13 protein-coding genes are annotated in these 19,259 nt (G+C 57.7%); 3 read left to right on the forward strand and 10 right to left on the reverse strand.

From position 1 onward, the window contains the following. Positions 1–75 precede the first annotated feature (75 nt). The 7 genes from I6L44_RS08440 to flaA form a co-directional block, all read right to left on the reverse strand. On the reverse strand, positions 76–2,160 hold the full coding sequence (locus I6L44_RS08440; RefSeq protein WP_216954020.1) for a 6-hydroxymethylpterin diphosphokinase MptE-like protein: 2,085 nt from the start codon (positions 2,158–2,160) through the stop codon (positions 76–78). A gap of 6 nt (positions 2,161–2,166) precedes the next feature. Next, positions 2,167–2,475: a hypothetical protein gene (locus I6L44_RS08445; protein WP_129503714.1), complete on the reverse strand. Its 309-nt coding sequence runs from the start codon at positions 2,473–2,475 to the stop codon at positions 2,167–2,169. Continuing rightward, entirely contained in the window at positions 2,472–2,894 is a 423-nt protein-coding gene (fliS, locus tag I6L44_RS08450) for a flagellar export chaperone FliS (RefSeq protein WP_005346697.1), read from the reverse strand. Before fliS ends, I6L44_RS08445 begins: the two co-directional genes overlap by 4 nt. Before the next feature lie 25 nt (positions 2,895–2,919). Then, entirely contained in the window at positions 2,920–4,338 is a 1,419-nt protein-coding gene (gene fliD, locus I6L44_RS08455) for a flagellar filament capping protein FliD (RefSeq protein WP_216954022.1), read from the reverse strand. Between the two features lie 26 nt (positions 4,339–4,364). Beyond that, positions 4,365–4,805 (reverse strand): flagellar protein FlaG, encoded by a 441-nt coding sequence (locus tag I6L44_RS08460; protein WP_129503712.1) that lies wholly within the window; start codon positions 4,803–4,805, stop codon positions 4,365–4,367. A gap of 33 nt (positions 4,806–4,838) precedes the next feature. Then, complete coding sequence (gene flaB, locus I6L44_RS08465) at positions 4,839–5,744, reverse strand: flagellin B (protein WP_129503711.1); 906 nt, start codon at positions 5,742–5,744, stop codon at positions 4,839–4,841. Between the two features lie 579 nt (positions 5,745–6,323). Then, positions 6,324–7,235, reverse strand: a complete 912-nt coding sequence (flaA, locus tag I6L44_RS08470; protein ID WP_129503710.1) for a flagellin A — start codon at positions 7,233–7,235, stop codon at positions 6,324–6,326. A gap of 382 nt (positions 7,236–7,617) precedes the next feature. Between flaA and I6L44_RS08475 the strand changes: the two genes are divergently transcribed. Together I6L44_RS08475 and I6L44_RS08480 are read left to right on the forward strand one after the other, a co-directional pair. Then, complete coding sequence (locus tag I6L44_RS08475) at positions 7,618–8,250, forward strand: trimeric intracellular cation channel family protein (protein ID WP_129503709.1); 633 nt, start codon at positions 7,618–7,620, stop codon at positions 8,248–8,250. 99 nt (positions 8,251–8,349) lie between these two features. Continuing rightward, entirely contained in the window at positions 8,350–8,742 is a 393-nt protein-coding gene (locus tag I6L44_RS08480) for a hypothetical protein (RefSeq protein WP_042053183.1), read from the forward strand. A 72-nt stretch (positions 8,743–8,814) separates the two neighbouring features. On the opposite strand, the gene thiI is transcribed toward I6L44_RS08480, so the two are convergent. Beyond that, the gene (gene thiI, locus I6L44_RS08485) at positions 8,815–10,263 is read right to left on the reverse strand and encodes a tRNA uracil 4-sulfurtransferase ThiI (protein ID WP_216954024.1); all 1,449 of its coding nucleotides are present in this window, start codon (positions 10,261–10,263) and stop codon (positions 8,815–8,817) included. A 178-nt stretch (positions 10,264–10,441) separates the two neighbouring features. Between thiI and I6L44_RS08490 the strand changes: the two genes are divergently transcribed. After that, positions 10,442–11,407 carry a hypothetical protein gene (locus I6L44_RS08490; RefSeq protein WP_216954026.1) on the forward strand — a complete coding sequence of 322 codons (966 nt, stop codon included), beginning with the start codon at positions 10,442–10,444 and terminating at the stop codon, positions 11,405–11,407. Between the two features lie 425 nt (positions 11,408–11,832). Here I6L44_RS08490 and pbpC read toward each other — a convergent pair whose 3' ends face one another. Together pbpC and I6L44_RS08500 are read right to left on the reverse strand one after the other, a co-directional pair. Beyond that, positions 11,833–14,178, reverse strand: a complete 2,346-nt coding sequence (pbpC, locus tag I6L44_RS08495) for a penicillin-binding protein 1C (RefSeq protein WP_254204293.1) — start codon at positions 14,176–14,178, stop codon at positions 11,833–11,835. 52 nt (positions 14,179–14,230) lie between these two features. Next, positions 14,231–19,114, reverse strand: a complete 4,884-nt coding sequence (locus I6L44_RS08500) for an alpha-2-macroglobulin (RefSeq protein WP_254204276.1) — start codon at positions 19,112–19,114, stop codon at positions 14,231–14,233. Between the last annotated feature and the right edge of the window lie 145 nt (positions 19,115–19,259).

Below are 19,259 nucleotides of genomic sequence, written 5' to 3' on the forward strand. Positions count from 1 at the left end.
GAAAGGATTAAATACTTCTATATCATACTGTTAGGGAATGGAGATGAACAGAGTCATCCCCATCCGATTCAAGGACTAGCGCTTGAACACATCCAGGCCGGTAAAATAGGTGGTATCATGGCCATCGAACGCATCGGCATACATCACTTTGCTGTCCTCGAAAAATAACTCCAGGATTGCCTGCGCCTCTTTTATCTTGACCGCCAGTACCTCGGGTTCTGCTGTCACCTGCGACATCATCAGGCTGATGATATTGGCGTAGAAATAGTTCATTGAACCGATCAAGACCCGATAGAGATGGGATTCGCGGCTCATCAACAGATAAAGCAGATAGTCGTGATGGCGTTGCATCATGGCCAATACCGCATTGTGTTCACAGGCTACCTGGCGCCAGTCATCGCGCAACTTGTCTACCAGCTCAACGAACAGCGGCACCTGCAATGCAGCAGCGAAATCAACGCTGCTCATGTCAAAGGACTGGAAACAAGTGGCCATCACTTCATCCATGAGCGGGATTTTGTCGAGTACCGGCCATTCAGGTTGCAACGATTCAACACGACGAGGGATTGCCCCTTCTATATAAGCGCCGTCACTACTGTTGACGCACTGCATCTCGGGATAATCACGCAATACACTGGCCATATTGTGAATGGCTAGCCCAAACAGATGATTGATACGCACTTCGTCGCCAAAGTTACCCGGAGCCGGGAAAGTATCCTTTAAATTTTCCTCGTATTTCGCCTCTTGCTTGTCGTTGTAATAGAGACTCAGGCTGGAGTGATGCTGTCCGGCTGTTTTATAGCCATTGTCGATACCAAACAAATACACCTGCTTGAAACCAAGCAAGGCCGCATAATTGAGGCCGGTATTGCCGACGAACGGGTTGGAAAATTCAATGGTATCGTACTCAAATGCCTGACCAAACGCGCTAATCAGCATGGAGAACATCGGCTCGTTGGGCTTGAACGCCAACCCTGTTTTACGAAAGAAGCGCTTGCATTCAGGGTGAATGACATCAACGCTCAGAAACACGGTGTCCTTTATAAAGTCATCGGCATTGAGAATGCTCAGAAAATCGGCTGAGCTCTTGGTGCGCTCCACTGCAACGTAGATATCCGGTTTTACGCCAACTTTGTAGAGTGCACTGACCGCAGTACCGCAGGCGATAATGATTGCCTGCTGCTGATGCTGCCGGATGAACTCGATGCTCTGATCCAGCGAGGGGCCATTGCCAACCACAAAGACAGGGATCTGCTCGAAGGCACGGCTATCGCGCCACCGTTTCAGAAAGGGGGTGCCGTCTTGCAGATGGGTGTGGCTATGGGCAAGTGCATAGATGTTGTCATCAAAGAACCCCCACCCCGTTTTGAGCAGATAGAACTCCCTTTCCACCTGTGTTATCAAGGCGTGCAGCTTGGGGGAATGGTAATGACAGAACGAGAAATAGCTTGCCGACCAGAATGCCCCCTTGCGATGCAGCGCCTCCATCATGTCAGCGACCAGCAATCGCTCGTCAACACCGATAAAGAGGTGCAGACTGATCGACTCCTCCTCCATGTAGGCGAGCAGCTGATGCCAATCAAAACAGAAGAGCGAGGCGTAAAACATGTCAAGATCAGGCTCGAAAGCAAACAGATTCTTGATCTTGCACTGTTCATACAAGCAACCGAGCTGGTAGCCCAAACCAATGCCATACATCAGTGCCAGAGGAATATCGGTATGTAATGCTGCCTTTAGACGCAACCCTTCCAGAGCTGAGTTCTCTTTTAATTTGGAGATTTCATTGTTGTATTTGATATGGATTTGGCCATCGATATACCACTGGGGCACAAAATCGATGCACTGCAAGACACTGTGTTCAATGACCTCGGCAATCTGCGACTGAACCTCGCTAAATGGATCATCCCCATAAAGCGAGATACCCTCATCGAGCCACAGAATATTGGGAACGCCGTTTTCATTACAGAAGAAACGAAAAGGCCTGGCAGGCTGGTACTCCTTGAAAAAGTCATGAATGGCGGGCATGTATTTGGCAAACGCAGCCATATTGAGTTCATAACGAACGGGGAGTACTTCCAGCATGGCGGCCTCCTGCTGCTTTTGCAGAGCCAGGCGTGCCAGTTCACTTTCTACATCATGAATCTTGTGATGGATATCCATGTCAGACTAACCTGCATTCAGCTTGTAAAGACCGGATGCACGTCCGGCCTGGGAGAATTGTCGTAATTGTGCTTCAGCCTGCTGCTTTTCCTGACCCACCCAATCATAAATAAGCTGGAACTGCATCAGTGCCTGCCGCTGTTCCACATTGAGAGTCTCTCCCCAAGGCAGTGACCCGAATACCTCTTCAAGAGCATGCAGATAAAGTTCAGCCAGCTGTTCTGCTGCAACCAGCTCACCTTGCACCAGTAGAGACTGCAACTGCTCGCCCTGTCTCATCAAGGCAGACACAGAAGTACTATTGACCTCATTCATGCCGGTCTGCCTACCTTTTGCTGTGCCAGCGCCTTGTCTCGCTCATCGACAGGGATGGCATCCCAGCCGCTCTTGACCGTCAGCATCAGGTTCATCACTTCATCAATGGCGCCTACATCCATGTCACGGCTGGCATCCATCATGCGCACTTTCATATAGTCATAAAGTGCGAACAGGTCTTCGGGGACCTTGCCATAAGAGAGATCAAGTGAATCTTGCAGACCATTGATAATGGCCAGCGTCTTGGAGATAGATTGAGACTTACCCTCGAAATCGCGACGCTCGACTGCACCGCGAGCCTGAGCGAGACGTTCGAGACACCCTTGCATCAATAACTGGATCACGCGATAGGGATCCGCCACTGCCAGCTCAGACTGCAAACTCTGGGTTGTATAGGCCTTGATCGTTTTTCGATACATACGAGACTCAGCTCCTGACTACAAATTAACTGGTTTTGTTGTTGGTATTGAGCAGGTTGAGATAGGAGGCAGATTTGTTCATCTTGGCCAGCAAGGTATCCAGACTGCCGTAGCGTGCCCTCAACGTCTCTTCATACTTGGTGAGCTGCGCCGCGACATCTGCTTGTTTGCGGTTGACATCACGCAGATCAGAATTGAGTGTCTCTTCCCGCTTGGCAAGCAGTCCCCCTGTCTTGGAGTAGGTCTCAAGCTGGCTGGCCAACTTGCCAGCAACACCGTCCTTGCCACCAAATACAGCCACTACCTGGTCGAAGTTCTTCTCGACCGCTTCATCGAATTTCGTCGAATCAAGTGAGAGCACTCCCTTGTTGTCCATCTTGACCCCCAACTGAAAGATGGTAGAGAAGGTCGAAGAGTTGTTAGAAGGCTCGGTGACCGTGCCACTCATCAGGTTGGTCACAGCCTTGGTCGTCGCATCCCCCGCCAGGGCTCCACCATCATTCTGGCTGACACCGGCCACGATAGAGCTGCGTTTGCCCAGATCGGTGCTCTTCTTCACCAGAGCGTTATAGCCATCGATGAAGCTCTGCACCATGGTCTTGATGCCAGCCTTGTCTGTCGTCACATCCACTCTGTTTGGCTTGTAAGTGGTCGTCACGGTACCATCACTCGGGTTCGTGGTAGTGGTGCTCTCCGACTCTTTCAACACCGTAATCTTGAGACCCACAATGGTGCCATCAAAGGTGTTGGTCGCACTGGTCAATTTATTGCCATCCACGCTTATCTCGGCATCACGGGCTTGTTGCTTCTGGGTCAGCTTGGAGATGAAATTGTCAGTCAGTTCAGGTGTACTGCCGGTTATCTGCAGATCTTTACCTGTTCCACTGACACCGGAGTCAATCACAAGGGCCGCCTTGCCATCGGAGGTATTCATGATATTGACGCTAAGACCAAAGTTGTCACTATCATTGTTGATCCGCTTGCGAATGGACTGGAGTGAATCCCCTGCTTTAACATCCACATCAAAGGTCTTGTCACCTGCCTTGAATGTCAGGGTGCCATCTTGAGTGATCATGGGCGTGGTAGAAGAGGCGAAACTACCTTCAAATTTGCTGGTCTTCGCCAATTTTTCGACACTGATGTCATATTGCCCGTTGGAAGCGCCACTCTTGCTCTCCACCTTGAGAACCGGATTATCTTTATCCTGGGTGATGTTTATCGCACGTTTGTTAAACGCGTCATCCTTTGACATAGCCTGCAGAGTGGTGACAAAAGTCGCGATCGCTGACTTCAGCTGGCCTACCCCTGAGAGAGTGATCTGGGCGTTGGTCTTTTTGGTGGTAATTGGCTGCAACAGCTGCGCCTTTTTGGCATCAACGCTTGCAGCGATGACAGACTCCAAGTCCAGTCCAGAGCCCGCACCAGCAGACGTAATAGTAGCCATACTCACTCTCCTCGCAAACGTAACTATTAAATCTCTTTATCAAGCAATAACCCGACTCGAGAGCCACCGCCAATCACATCACCTTCGCGCAGAGCCTGGATTCGTTTGCTGATAGCCAGCAACTCTTCGCTTGGTATCTGACGGATCATTGATTTGGTATCGGCATCCATAACCTTGATAACAACCTGCTCCAGTTCCTTTTCAACACTGAAATTGACGGTCCATCCTTGCAACTGACTGAACTCTTGCAAGTTTTGTACCCCTTTCTCAATTTCCTTGTCTGAAATCTTCGGCTTGCCAGCCCTCTCCTGCTCAGGCAGCCCCTGTTGCTTTTCCATGTCCTTTGCCGTCCCCCGCTGCTCTTCTGCTGTGCCAGATAGCACTTGAGCGGCCGACTGGCCGCTCTTGCTACTTGACTGAAGAGAAGAAGGAGTGACCGATGACGGAATTCCAATTTCATTGGCCATATCGTCGCTCCTTTTTTATCTCATCACAGCCTGTTAACCCAGCAGGGACAGGGCTGATTGCGGTCTTTGGTTGGCTTGAGCCAGGATGCTGGAAGCAGCCTGTTGCAGAATGTTCTGCTTGGTCAGATTAGCGGTCTCGGTTGCAAAGTCTGCGTCACGAATACGAGAACGTGCTGCGCTAAGGTTTTCAGAGACGTTGGACTGGTTGCGAATGGTGGAGTCAAACCGGTTCTGCACCGCACCCAGCTCTGCCCGCTTGCTGTCTACCGCCTTGATCATGAAATCAAGGTTGGCCATGGCCAGCTGGGCGGCGCTGGCAGAGCTGATGCTGCTGACGCTGGTAGAGGTTACTGCAGATGTTCCCTTGGTCACGGTATAGGGCTCGCCAGAGGCACTGGTAGCAACGGTCGCGCTTCCCTTGGTTGATGCCGCAATCCCACTGATGGTAAAGGCGGAAGTCATCTTGAAGGTGATAGTCTGACCAGCATCCGCCCCCACCTGGAACGACCCCTTGTAGTTGCCATCCAGCAGCTTCTGGCCACCGAAAGTGGTGTCGTTGGAGATACGGTTGATCTCTGTAGTCAGTTGGTCAAACTCTTGCTGCAATGCAGTACGGTCATCGGTGTTGTTGGAACCGTTAGCAGATTGCTGTGCCAGCGTGCGCATACGCTGCAGCATACTGGTCACTTCATCCATGGCCCCTTCAGCCGTTTGAGCAACCGAGATACCATCGTTGGCGTTGCGGTTACCTTGATCCAAACCGTTGATCTGGGAAGTCAAACGGTTGGAGATCTGCAAACCGGCAGCATCATCTTTGGCAGTGTTGATACGAAGTCCCGATGCCAGTCTGGTGTAAGAGGTATCCAGAGACTTGTTGGTATTCATCAGGTTACGCTGGGCGTTCAGTGATGAAGTATTCGTGTTGATATACATGGCCATAAAATATTCTCCCGAAGAACATGCGACTGCGGGTTGCGCCGTCAAAGCGGCGTCCCACCGTTAGAAGAACAGGTTGAACGAGCCTGAGTCTTCTGGCGGGTGTCTGTTTGAACGGACAGGTCACCCGCAGTAGTGCAAACGTTGGATTCCGAACACCCCTCGATTGCTTCACCTTGTTTAACGGCAGTGCAGAGGCAAGCTTTAGGAAAATTGTTGCCTAACGCGGCAATTTTTCTCCGGTACATGGCAAGGAAAGCGAGATGGCAAACATAGTGCAAGACGTAATAGAGGGGTTGCAGGATGGTGTGACAGGATTATTTTTGTGGCACGATTTGTGCTTAGGTTGGGTAGAGTGACGTCGATTTGACGACACAATAAAAAGAGGCCGGTAAACCGGCCTAAAGATGAGCATATGCTCAGGAGAATATGACCAAGCGTGACAGAACTGAACAGCTGGACAACACTTGGCATTACTAGTAGAGAATTATATCTCTCCCGATAGAACAGAGTGCGAACCGAACACCCCTTTGTTCCATCTCTTGACCAGGGCGGCCTGAACAACCGCCCTGTTTTCTTTTGTTAGCCTTGCAGCAGCGAAAGAGCTGACTGGGGGCGCTGGTTCGCCTGGGCCAGTATGGTTGATGCGGCCTGTTGCAAGATATTCTGCTTGGTCAGGTTTGCAGTCTCGGTGGCGAAGTCTGCATCACGGATACGTGAGCGTGCAGCACTAACGTTTTCGGAGACGTTCGCCTGGTTGCGAATGGTCGAGTCAAACCGGTTTTGTACCGCCCCCAGTTCAGCACGCTTGCTGTCCACCACCTTTATCATGTAATCCAGGTTGGCCATAGCCGACTGGGCCGAGCTTGCAGCTGTAATGGTCGACATACTGGTAGATGTGACCGGCGTTCCTGCTGTCTTCGTGATGTTATACGGCTCGCCCGAGGTCGTGGTTGCCACTGTCGCACTACCACTGGTGGCAGAGGCCATGCCCGAGATAGTAAAGGCGGTCGTCATCCGGAAGGTGATGGTCTGCCCTGCGTCTGCCCCCACCTGGAAGGTGCCCACATAGCCGCCATTAAGCAGGTTCTGACCACCAAACGTGGTATCTTTGGCTACCCGGTCAATTTCAGTCATCAACTGGGTATACTCTTGCTGCAGCGCGGTACGGTCATCTGTGTTGTTGGAGCCGTTGGCTGACTGTTGAGCCAGCGTACGCATCCGTTGCAGCATGGAAGTAATTTCATCCATTGCCCCTTCGGCAGTTTGGGCAACAGAGATACCGTCATTGGCATTACGGTTACCTTGATCCAGACCGTTGATCTGGGAGGTCAAACGGTTGGCAATTTGCAGGCCGGCGGCATCGTCTTTGGCGCTGTTGATACGCAGACCGGATGCCAGTCGAGTGTAGGATGTATCCAGTGATTTGGTCGTGTTCATCAGGTTACGCTGAGCGTTGAGTGATGAAACGTTAGTGTTGATATAAAGGCCCATGACTATTCTCCTAAGCTATTAAATTTACTCTTCTATTTGCTCTGGCTTTATTATTTTCTGTGCCCGATGCGTCTTATTTAACGGCCCGTTTTTCGATGTCTTTAGCATTTTTTTCAACGCTTCATCACGTTAACGCCGCTTACCCTATATATCGACAGGTCGGGGATAAACTTAAGGAAAAAAACGCCCACTAAAACGTGGCAGAAACTCATCGCGCCCCTCCTCCAACAAGGAGGTAAACAGGCACACTCGAGCCCCTCCTTGTCCATGATGCGAGAAAAAAGCGGTGTCGACTCTCAATTTTGTCGAGCACAGTTGGCGATTGGGCTCTCCAGCCCCTAAAATCGCGGCCCCATCAACAATTTGGCGTGAGTTGTTTTCCATGCAGACACTGGTTGAGCAGATTGTTTACATCAGCGATATGTTTGGTACTGCGGTATTCGCGTTTTCAGGGGTTCTGGTGGCGGGCCGGCTCAGAATGGACGGATTTGGCGTCATGGTTTTGGCGGCAGTCACCGCCATCGGCGGTGGTACCATCCGCGACATGATCCTGGGAGCAACCCCGGTGTTCTGGGTTCGCGATCCTCTCTATATCTGGGTGGTCATTGCAACGGCGCTGATCGGGATGTGGATGGTCAAACTGCCCCGCAGAATGCCCTGGTATGTACTGCCCGTCGCGGATGCCTTCGGGTTGGCCCTCTTTACGGTGATTGGGGCGCAAAAAGCCCTCAACTTCGGTACCCCGGGACTGATCGCTGTGCTGATGGGGACCATGACAGGGGTAGCAGGCGGCATGATCCGTGATGTACTGGCTAGGGAAGTGCCTATGGTGTTGCAAAAAGAGATCTATGCAACAGCCTGCATTTTGGGCGGAATCCTCTACACCCTGGCACTGGAGGCGAATATGGACAGAGTAACCGCCATGCTCATCTGTATGACAGCCGTGTTCGGTTTGCGGGTAGCTGCTATCTACTGGCACCTGTCGCTACCAACCTTCTCGCTGCAACGCAACTGAAAGCACACCCGCAGTGGAATATGGCTCTGTGGGTTGTGCGTTGAACCAAATGGGCTTTTCTGTTGTCATAGAAGCAGTCGTTGTTAGCCGGATATTCTCATGCACAAAATCGGTATGCTTACCACTCTCCTCCTTGCGAACGTGACAGCAGCACATGCCGAAGCACAAGCCGTTTTTGGACGACTGGCATCGGCGCCAGTGCAGCAGTTCAACCAGCAGATACGTCAGGCGAACGAGCTACATCAGAAATGGGTCAATGACTACCGTGAGGTAGCACTTCGTTTTGTCGGTCATAGCGACATCCCCAGTCGCATCCATGCACAGCAACTGGATAATGATCTGGTACTCTCGGTTGCCCTCGATGGCAGCAAGAACGACATGCTCTATATCCTGACTCTCTATCGCAGCGATAACCTTTGGCAAATGAGGGGAGCGGAAATGGGTTGGCGTTGCCTGGGGGAGCACTCCTTCACTCCCGTTCCCTGTCCATAAATCCAAGCTCCGAGCTATAAAACAAAAATCCGGCACATTGGCCGGATTTTTTATGGGAGATTGAGCGTCAAATTACGGACGGTAAACTTTGACGTTGGCAAAGCCTTTCTCTTTCAGGTAAAGCGCCTGCAGCTTGCTCATCACGCCGCGATCGCAGTAGAGCAGGTAGGTCTTCTCTTTGGGCAGATCGCCAAAGGCGGTGGCCAGCTTGAAGAAGGGGATATGCAGTACTTCACGACCTTCCACCACCAGCGGCTTCTCGTCGTGTTCGTCGGCAGAGCGGATATCCAGGATCACCTCGTCAGCGCCCAGCACCTGGGTGGTTTCCACCTCTTGCACTTCAGCGGCAGTCTCTTCACCGATACGACGGATATCGAGGTAACGGGCCTCGGAGACCACCTTGTCCAGAATGGAGAAGTCAAAATTGGCCTCTTCCTCTTCAATGCGGGAGAGCTCGGCCTTCACAGTCGGCTTTTTGGAGATGACGCCACAATACTCCGGCATGGTCTCGGCAAACTCCAGAGTGCCGATGCGGCGGGCTTCACTGATGATGTCCGGCTTGTCCCAGGTGATAAGCGGGCGCAGGATCACCTTGTCGGTGACCCGGTCGATCACGTTCAGGTTGGTGAGGGTCTGGCTGGAAACCTGGCCCACACACTCGCCGGTCACCAGCGCCGGGATCTGGAACTCGTCAGCCACTTTGGCAGCCGCACGCATCATCATCCGCTTGAGCACCACGCCCATTTGACCGTTGTCGATCTTATCGAGGATCTCGGCAACCACCGGCTCGAAGTCCACAGCGGTGAAACGTACCCGGTGGGAGGAGCCGAAACGGTTCCACAGGTGGTAGGCCACCTGCTTGACGCCGATTTCGTGGGCAGCACCGCCCAGATTGAAGAAGCAGTAGTGCACCCGGCAGCCGCGCTTGATGAACTGGAACGACGCCACGCCGGAGTCAAAACCGCCGGAGATGAGGCTCAGCACATCTTCCTGAGTCGCGATGGGCATGCCGCTCAGGCCCTGATGGATGGCGCTGACGATGAAGAGCTCTTCGCCGTCGATCTCGAGGTTGATCTTCACATCCGGGTTCTTGAGGCGCACACCGTTGCTTTCGCAGTGCTGGTTCAAACCACCGCCCACATAGCGCTCAATCTCGAGAGAGGAGAACTCGTGCTTGCCGTGGCGCTTGGCGCGCACGCAGAAGGTTTTGCCCTTGAGCTGGTCGCCCCACACGGCCTTCACCTGCTCGAAGATGTCGTGCAGGTCGGTAAACTTGCTGGCCTGCACCTCGAGAAAGGCCTGAATGCCGGGAATGCAGGCCAAAGCTTCGATGGCCTGCTCGCGGAACTGGTCATTGCGGGAGCTCACAATCAGCTTGTCCCAATCCATCCGTACGCGGGCATCGTCGTCGAAGCGGCGCAGGACGTTGCGGATATTGCCCTGCAGGATCTTGATAAAGCGCTGGCGAACCGACTTGCTCTTGATGGTGATTTCCGGGAACAGCTTGATAATGAACTTCATGGTAATGACTCGGGTGACCTTGATTTAAGGGCGCGAATTATATCAGAACTTTGTGGCCAGCGCCTACTGGATGAGCGTTTGCTCACATTCCCCCACGCAGTGTTTGCCGTGCAGCGCCAATCTTGCGTATATTCCCGACCCTGCACCCCGGCACCACTTCTGGCGACAGACTGATACGATGAAGACCTATATCTACTACCCCGGCATGGAAGTGCGGGATGAACTGTGGCTCAAGTTTGCCCTGCTCTATCTGGAGCGGCTCGCCTTTGTCTTCACCGTCAGCGAAAAGAGCGGTCTCACCACTCTGCAGCAAACCCTCGAGCAGGAGACCGATCTGCTGGCCGAGCGACCCGATGCCACCTTCTTTGCCACCATCACTCCACAACTCGAAAGCCAGTTAAGCGGTTTGCTTGCCCCCGATTTTGTCCGCCACAAGGTGTTTGGCAACAAGGAGCTGGTCACCCGCTGGCGTCAGGGGGCCAACCACGACTGCTTCTGCCCGGATCAGGCGGGACTGGAACGACTGCACGGCTTTTGCCTGACTCACGGCTTTGCGACCCGGGATGAAGGGGGGATCAGAATGGCGCGGCGCTTTGCCAATCTGCTCTCCATGCGTCTCGCCCGTGAGTGGGCACTCGCCAATGACGGGGCGCTTATTACCGATCACGACTATCTGGATCGCCTGCTCCATCTGCTCGAATCCCGCTACCACAATCGCGGCGGTCAGGATTGCTTCCACCTCGAGATCCCGTTGCAAGTCCCCACTCACCTCGGCGAGATCTCTTTCGCCGAGCTTATCGCCCTGCGCGGGCGCAGCGGCTTTCGCCAGCAGTTGGCCGAATTTCATCTGGCCCTCGACAACCTGCTCACCATGCTGGGGAGCGGCTATGCCGACCCGGCGGCCCTGACCCGTTTCGAGCAGGCCCGGCAAGGGCTCAATCAACTGCTCGGCCCCGAGACCATCAGCATGCCACTCACCACCCTCGTCAGCACCAGCCTGCCCGCCGTGGCGATGCTCCATCAGTTAAAGGCGAGCTATCCCGAAAGCGACCTCATCTTCCATCCCATCAAAAAGAGCCACTTTCATCAGCGCAAGAGCCAGCACTTCTTCACCCGGCTCGGTCATCTGCGCCAACCGGGCTGAATTGGCTGAATGAAAAAGGGGTTGGCATCTGCCAACCCCTCTCGTTTTCTGCAGCCTACCAATCATCACCCCGGTGATTGGCCCGCTCTTGTGCGTCACGGCGCGCTTCCATCGCCCTTTCACGGCGGATATTGGCAGGGGTACAGGCAAACTGTTTCTGATAACAACGTACAAAACTCTCGGAAGCGGGTTCGAAAGGTGAATAGAACCCGGTACGTTCAGGAGAAACATGGTGATCAGCATGATTGGTAGTGGCACAGCCCGAACTCATCAGCACCAGCAAGGGACACAGAACACGCAGCAAAAGAGAACTCCCGATTGAATTTGAATGAACTCGCAATTATTCAAAAATTCATTCACCCAATCAAATGTTGTTGCATTTCAAATGGTTAATTACATTCGCTCAATGGCTGTCGGCAAAACGCTCAACGGGTGATGGTGCCAGCATCACTGTCAGGATGCACCATGCGAAACTCGATGCGATCGCTGTTGCCCGCCTCGTCCACCACCACCAACTGATAACGACCCGCCACGCTCAGCACCTGATCGCCATCCCAACGCAGCCGCTGGCCGTTGAGAAACCAGGCCGGCTTGCCGACACCGCCCAGCACCTTGGGCTGCAACCGATAGCGCTGGCTGCGGATAAGGTTGCCCTCCCCCAGCGCCACGATACGAATGGGGGCCTGCAGCTCGGCGCTCTGCCCCTCCCCAGCACAACCACTTGCCAGCAGCGCCTGACGCCGCTCGCCGGGGGACCGCCACGGCTCCAGCGACAATGGCCAGAGGGCCCGAAAGCCGGATTGCGCCGCATCTTGGCAGCGGGCCAAGGTCGGCTTGCCCTCGGCGGTCAGTGCGACCTGGCGCAGCGGCGAGGGCCAATCCATGGGATCCGGCAAGGTGGGGGGATCGCGCCCTTCCAGCAACCAGGCGCTCTGGCGCTGCAAACAGGCCTCTGGCAAGGTCGCGCTCATTTTACGCCCCAGCGGCCAGCAGATCTCGGCTTCGCTCACCGTGTTGGGTTGTGTCGGCAAGGGGCTGTTGTCAGCCAGCCGTGAGTAGACCGAGAGCAGCAGCGGCACCGCTGCACTCTGGCCGTAAAAACCGGGCATGGGGGTGCCGTCGGGGCGCCCAAGCCAGACGCCGATGGTCCAGCGACCGGAGACCCCCATCGCCCAGCTGTCGCGATAGCCGTAGCTGGTACCGGTCTTCCAAGCCAGCCGGTTGACCCGGCCGGTCGCCTCACTGGCAAAAGGCTGATCCGCCCGCCCCTGTGCGCTCAATATTTGCCAGATGATCCAGGCCGCACCCGGACTCAGCAAGGGGCGCGACACCGCCTGCTGCCCCGCCAGCCAGACCGGCATCGCCACCTGCCCCTGCCGAGTCAGTGCGCTGTAGAGCGCCACCAACTGCTCGAGCCGAATGCCCGCTGCCCCCAGCGCAATAGCCGGATTGGGCTTGTCGGAAAGGGCCAGCCTCACCCCGGCATTGTCGAGACGGCTGACCAGTTTGTCCGGCCCCAGCGCCTCCAGCACCTGCACCACCGGTACATTGAGGGATTGCTGCAGCGCCTGAGCCAGCGTCACCGGTCCCTGAAAGGCGCCGGAAAAGTTGGCGGGGCGGTACTCCGAGCCCAGCCTCGGCGCATCGGAAAGCAGGGAGGCCGAGTGCACCAATCCTTCGTCCATGGCCAGACCGTAAATGAAGGGTTTCAGCGTAGAGCCGGGGGAGCGGATCGCCTGCACCATGTCGAGGTAACCGTGGCGGCGCAGGTTGCCATATTCGGCGCTGCCTACATAGGCGCGCACCGCCATGGTTTTGTTGTCTACCAAGAGCAACGCCGCTGAGGTCTGCTCGGGGAAACGGCGGATATAGCTTGCCACCCGTCCCTCCAGCCAGCGCTGCAGATCGCCGTCGATGGTGGTGTGCACCAGCGCCCCGGCCTGATTATCGGCGGCAAGGCGGGCAAAGAGCGGCGCCTCCATCGGCGTGAAGTGACCGCGGGCCAGCACCGGCTCGATACGCCCCTCCAGCCACACCTGCTCGGGCCAGACCCCCTGAGCCACCAGCCGCTGCATTACCTTGTCACGGGCGACGCGGGCCCGCTCGGGATGCCGGTCCGGCCGGTTGCGGCTGGGAGCCTGCGGCAGCACCGCCAACAGCGCTGCCTCGGCATAGGTCAGCTTGGTGGCGCTCTTGCCAAGGTAGGCAAAACTTGCCGCCTGCACCCCCTCCAGATTGCCGCCAAACGGCGCCCGATTGAGGTAGACGGTGAGCAGGGTGCGCTTGTCGTAGTGCCACTCCAGTTGCAGCGCACGGGCCATCTGACGCAGTTTGCCGGGCACGCTCCTGTGGTAGGGCTCGATAAGGCGCGCCACCTGCATGGTGAGGGTCGAGCCGCCCGACACAGCCCGCCCATAGCGCAGCCACTGCCAGACCCCGCGCACCATGGCCACCGGATTAACCCCGGGATGACGCCAGAAGTAGCGATCCTCGTAACCCAGCAACGCCTCGATATAGCGGGGGGAGACCTGCTCCAGGGTCACGGGGTAACGCCACACGCCGCTGGTATCGGCAAAGGCGCGCAGCGGCCGCCCCTTCATGTCGAGCACCACCCGTGCGTAGGCAGGGTCGAGCGGTGGCGGCGGGAAGAGTCGATCCAGCGCCAGCAATGACAGGAGCAGTGCTACAACGCCCAGCACCGAGCAACGCAGCCAGCGTGGCAGGCGACCAAGCCAGCGCCAGCCAGCGCGGCCACTGCGAACTAATTTCAGCCAGCCACGCTGCCAGAAAGTGAGCGGGCGAACCCGCTCAAGGGAGGGAATGTTACTCAGAGATGATCACCTCATGGATATCCTCACCCACGGCACGCAGCTCGGGGCGGTACATATCCTCCACCTGGGTCGGCGGCACCTGATAGCGACCCGGCGTCACCGCCCGCATCAGGTAGACCAGCTGCTGGTTGCTCCCCTCGCTCAGATCCAGCGCCGCCGTGTAGCGGTCATCGCGAAACTCCTGATGCTTGAGATAGTCGTTCCACTCGCTCTGCCACGCCGGTTTCCCCTCAATGGAGAGCTCTTCCAGCTTGATGCTGTTGCCAAGGGCCGGGTTCTCCAGCTCGAAGCCGGCGGGCACCATCTCCACCAGTAGGGCATCGGGCACCGCCGACTCACTGCTGACGTTGAGCCGCACCACCACCAGATCGCCGACCTTCACCTTGGCGGGATCAAACGGCTGACCGTCGCTGTTGAACCAGCTGCGGGTCACGCTTATCCCCTGACTCAACCGGATAGGAGCCTGCTCGGGATAGCCGATGAGGGTGCGCTGCACATAGAGGGATCCCTTGCCCTCGTTGGTAACGGCGCTGGCCGCCAGTGCCTCGGGGGCACCCAGTTGCAACGGGGCCGAACCGTTCAGGGATTCATTGCCAAGAGGGGAAGTCACCTTGGCCTGCCAGTCGACGGCCGGGTCGAAGCGGGCGAGTCGCAGCAGGGCGAGCCGCTCCTGAGTGCTGAGCCACTGACGATGGGCCAGGGTATCGGCCACCTTGGCACTGAGGGCCGGCCAGCGCTCCACAGCCAACTTGTGCTGGCGCAGCAAGGAGAACTCAAGAGCTTCATCGCGCAGCGGTGAGCCGTAATCACCCAGATAGTCATCACCGCGCTCGGTCGCCAATGCCCGGCTGAGGGCCTTGGCGGCGTTCTGCTCATCCCCCATGGCCGAGAGGGCCAGCGAGAGGTGCAAGAGCGGCAAACCGGAGCGGGCGTGATCGGCCTGCTGCTCCCAGATAAGACGCAGGGTAGCGAGCGGTGCCTTGCCCACCCGGGCCAGCACATAGGCGCTGTAAGCCTGATAGGCCAGCCGGCTGTGCTCGGGGGCACTGCTCCAACGCTCGCCGTACTGGCTGTCGGTGAGATAGCTTTGCAGCCGGTTCAGCGCCTGATTGAGCATCGCCTCCGGCACGGCATCGCCCGCCTCCTTGCGCGCCAGCAGGTAGTCGGCGGCATAAGCGGTGAGCCACTGCTCCTCGTCGGAGCGACCATCCCACAGACCAAAGCCGCCGCTGGGCAGTTGCAACCGCTGCAGCCGTTGCAGCAGGGCGCGTTGCACATCCGCCTCACTCGCCGCTTTCTTGTCCTCTGCGGGTTTGTTCCAGGCGACCCGCTCACCCGCCGTGGTCAGCAAATAGGGCCAGGCGCGAGAGAGAGTCTGCTCCAGACAGGCGTAGGGGTAGTCAGCCAGCGCCAGCCACTGGGCTGCCGGATCCCAGGGGGGAGTGCCGGAGAGGCTGAGCAGCCCCTGCAGATTGGCGCGATCCAGCCCGGCCAGCTCTGCTGGCGCAAAGCTCATCTGCTGGCCGGGGGCCAGCATCTGGTAGCGCTGGCGAGTCTCGGCCGGCCAGGGAGAACGCAGCGGCAAATACCAGTCGCGGCTGATGGCAAAATCCTTGCCGCTGGCCGCCAACTGCAGGCTCGCCACACCGCTCGCCCCGGTCACGGTGAGCGGCAGGGTCAACCACTGCTCTTCGCCATTTTTAAGGGAAAGGTTGCCGGGCAGCTCGCCGTTTGCTTTCAGCCCGCCATTGAGGGTCCAGGCAAGGGAGAGGCTCTGATCCTCGCCGCTCATGTTGCGCAGCTGCACCAGCGCCCGGGTCTCATCCCCTCTGGCGCCAAAGCGCGGCCAGCCGATCTCTGCCACCAGCGGCGCCACTACCTTGACGGCGCGCTCAGCCTCCCCGACTTGCTGTTCGTTCCAGGCCAGCGCCATCAGCGCCAGTTCGCCGTTGAAGTTGGGCAAATCGAGCGGGATCACCGCCTTGCCCTGCTGGTCAAAACTCACCTCGCCGCTCCACAGTGCGGCTATCTCGACCCGGCTCTCCAGCGCGCCACCCTTTTTCAGCGGCGCCCGATCGCCGCCGTAATTGAGGCGGGCCAGCTTGCCATCCTGCGGCGGGATCACCTGGCCGTAGTTGTCGAACAAATCTTGGGCGAAGCGCTTGCGGCCAAAGAAGATCTCGAACGGATCGAGGGGCTGGTAGTCGCTGATATTGAGCACGCCCCGATCCACCGCCGCCAGCACCACACGGCCTTGGCTATTGGGGGTGGAGGTGGCGGTTACTTCCAGTCGGGTGAGCGGCACCGCTTTATCAGGCGCGCTCAGGGTAAGCGGCAGACGGCGCGCTTCCCGATCCAGGGTGAGCGGCACCAGCCCGACCGAGCGCAGGCTCTGTCCCTGCTGGCTGCTGACCGGTTTGGAGGCGCTGTCTGGCGCGGCGATCTGGGCCGAGATATGCAGATCGTGGCGCTGCCACTCGGGACTGACCGGGATCTCGAACTCGCCGCGGGCATCCTTGGCATCGCCACCGGCCCCCTTGAGCTCGATACGCTGCCACCAGCGCAGGCCGTCGCCATCTTCCACCAGCAGCAAGCCCTTGCCGGGGCGCGGGGCTACCAGAGTCACTTTGGCCTTGTCGCCCGCCTGATAGGCGCGTTTGTCGAGAGTGATGGCAATCTTGTCAGGCCGTGCCTGCTCGCCACCACCGCCCCAGGCGTAACTGCCTATCTCCACCCGCAGGCTGGATTGATGGCCCTGACTGTTCTCAACCTCCAACCGATACCAGCCCGCCGCCAGTTGCAGCGTGAGCGGGGTCGGCCCCTTGCCATCCAGCTGCAGGGTCTGCTCCTGTTCCAGATAGGGCTGGCTGTTGAACTCGTACTTCCACCCCTCACCATCGGCGTAGTGCCAGTAGTAGTCGCGGTACTCGTTGATAAGGCGCACTTTCACCGCCCCCGCCACCGGTTGGCCCTTGTCATCGAGGTTGAGGATCTGGAAGGGGAGCGGCTTGCCCCCCTCTACCCGATCAGCCACGAAATCGGCCTTGAGTGCCGGCCACTGGCTGCCTGCAGGCCAGCCATACTGGGTGCGGCTGCGATTGACGGCGCGGCCACCGGGCTCGGCGAGCGACACTCGATAGGCCACCTCCAGCGGCCCGAGGGCGCGCACCCCATCGAGCTCATCAGCTAACGAAAAAGTCCCCTGCCCCTGCGCATCGAGGGTGAGATTGAGAGGTTCGAGATCCTTTGCCTGCTCGGCAAGCAGCACGTCACCCAGAGTGAACTCCTGCCACTGGGTAAAGGGCATGGTGGCGCGGCTAATCTTGACCTCAGCCTTGGCCTTGGTGGCACTGGCCGGCGCGCCGTAGAGATAGTCCCCCTGCAGCGGCAGAGTGAGGGCGGCGTCCAGACTCGTCACTTCCCCATCCGGCCCCTTGCCAAGCTGCAGTTTGAGCCGCTCCGGCAAAAACTCCTCCACCAAAAAGGGCCACTCGAAACGACTACCAGCGGCGGTCTTGAGGTTAATGGTCCAGCGCCCGAGCGGCGCATCGTCCGGCAGGCGCAGACCGTAGTGGGCCGCGCCAAGATTGTCCGGTAGCAGCCGCTTTTGTTCGAGCAGCTGACCATCCGGCTGTTTCACCTCCAGCTCCACTGCCATACCGGGCAGCAGCTGGCCATCCTGCCCCTTGAGCAGGATCTCGCTGTCGAGCCGCTCGCCGGGGCGATAAAGGTCGCGCCCGCTAAAGAGATACAACTGCTGGGCCTGCCAGGGCTGGGTGCCGAGATCGAAGGTGGAGAGATCGAGTGCAGCCCCATCGAGGCGCAGCACCGCCAGATGGTTGCCCTGTTCGGCCAGCAGCAGGCGAGCCCCCTGCACCTGATCGAAGCGACGATGGCCCTGCGGATCGGTGGTTTGCACCTGCAGCCGGTTGCCTTTCTCGTCGAGCAGGGAGAGCTGCACATCCTTGAGCGGGTCGGCGCTGGCCAGGGAGCTGACAAACACCTCCAGCTGATCGCGGTAACGGCGGGCACTGAGCCCCATGTCGCTCACCGCGAAATAGGTGGTCTCCTTGCGCCAATCGTAGTTGCCAAGGGGCGACATCACCGCAAAGTAGACGCCAGCCTCAGCCAGCTGCGGCTCCTTCACATTGATGAGGCGGGTCTCGCGCCGGTTGGCATCAAGCTCCAGCGCATAGCGGCCACTGAATACCCGCTTGGCCCGCTGGGTGATCTGCTCAAGCTCCCAGTTGCCCATGCCGGCACCGGGGCGATACTCGGCCAGGAAACGGGGCAGATATTCCGCATCGACCCGAAAGAAGTCGATATTGACCTCATCCACATTGACCGCACTGATGGGCAGGCGCAGCTCTTGGCGCAGCGGCAATACCATACCGCTGGCGGTAAAGGAGGCCCCCGCCTCCAGCGGCCGGGTCTTGAGGGTCCAGCTCTGAGGGGATGGGCCCAGCCCCGCCTTGAGGCTCACCTCGTAGCTTTTATCGGGCTGAACGTTCGGAAAATAGAGGGTGCGGCCATCTTCGGCGAGGATCCACTCCCCCTGCACCTGCTTGCCCCCCTCACTGACCCCGAGCCAGCTCTGCCAATTGGCCTTGGGCGCCAGGGGGCCGGAGAAGACCAGCGCCAGTGCCGGCGCATCGCGATATTGGCGGGCATTGGCCTGCACTACAGAAGTTGGCGCCCCGGCCTCCTGCTGGGCAGTCGATTCTGTGGTCGGTACTTGGCTGGTGGGTTTGTCAGGGCCGCAGCCAGACAGCAAACCGACTACCCCGCAAAGCAGCAGGGTTGACCAGCGGCGGCGCAAAGCGTCGGTTCCAGCGGTAGAGCGGTGAGAAGCAGAGGGAGAGTCGAAGAGGCGCATAGGTTCCATCCCGAGTTGGAGCGCTGCAAACGCAGCGTGGCTGGAAACAGGATAAGGCATCCTGCTCACCCGACACAAAGCTCATTACCCGAATGGACACAATTCCGCCCCCCAGCAGCACGAGAACCCCCTTGCCCACCGATCC

The sequence above is a fragment of the Aeromonas sp. FDAARGOS 1414 genome (genome assembly GCF_019047065.1).
Taxonomy (GTDB): Bacteria; Pseudomonadota; Gammaproteobacteria; order Enterobacterales; family Aeromonadaceae; genus Aeromonas; species Aeromonas veronii_A.